Raw genomic sequence first — 653 nt, forward strand, 5'->3', positions numbered from 1 at the left:
CCGAGCACGTCTACGCGGTGACCGACCGCGCGGACCACGCCGACGGCGTCCGCGAACGGTTCGCCGACGACGACCGCGTGGAACTGATCGAGGCCGACCTCCGGGAGATCCCGCTCCCGGACGACGCCGTCGAGGTGATCACCTGCCACGCGCTGTTCAACGTCCTTCCGAACGACGCCGCGGCACCGATCGCCGCCGAACTCACCCGCGTCGCCGCGCCGGGCGCGACGCTGGTCGTCGACGACTACGACCCGATGCCGCCCGAATCCCCGGTCCGGCAACTGTTCGCCGTCGAGAACGCGGCGGCCGAACTCGCGAGCGCCCGCGCGGCCCTGACGTTCTACCCGGCCGACGGCCTGCGGCGCCTGTTCGGCGGGCACGGCTGGACGCACGACCGCACGCGGTCGATCCTCGAACCGGTGCCGTGGAGTGAGAGCCACCTCACGGCCCACACCGCGGAGGTCCGCGGACACGCCGAGTCGCTGCCCGACGCGCTCGGCCAGCAGCTAATCACCGAGGCCGAACAGTTGGCGAAGGCGACGGGCAGCAGCGACGAGGGACGGATGTACAGCGTCGCGATGGAACTGCCGGAATAGTCGCGACGTTGGCGTGTGACCGACCACGGCATGGCTCCAAGCGCGGGCACGGAGGCC

Annotated in this window: 1 protein-coding gene; it reads left to right on the top strand. The window is 71.8% G+C overall.

The window, feature by feature from the left end; all coding sequences use genetic code 11:
• Positions 1-596, top strand: a 596-nt coding sequence (locus ACFR9S_RS12345) for a class I SAM-dependent methyltransferase (RefSeq protein ID WP_379818785.1), incomplete at its 5' end; no start/stop codon positions are given.
• Positions 597-653: the final 57 nt, after the last annotated feature.

This window comes from Halolamina salina, assembly GCF_042678005.1.
Taxonomy (GTDB): domain Archaea; phylum Halobacteriota; class Halobacteria; order Halobacteriales; family Haloferacaceae; genus Halolamina; species Halolamina salina.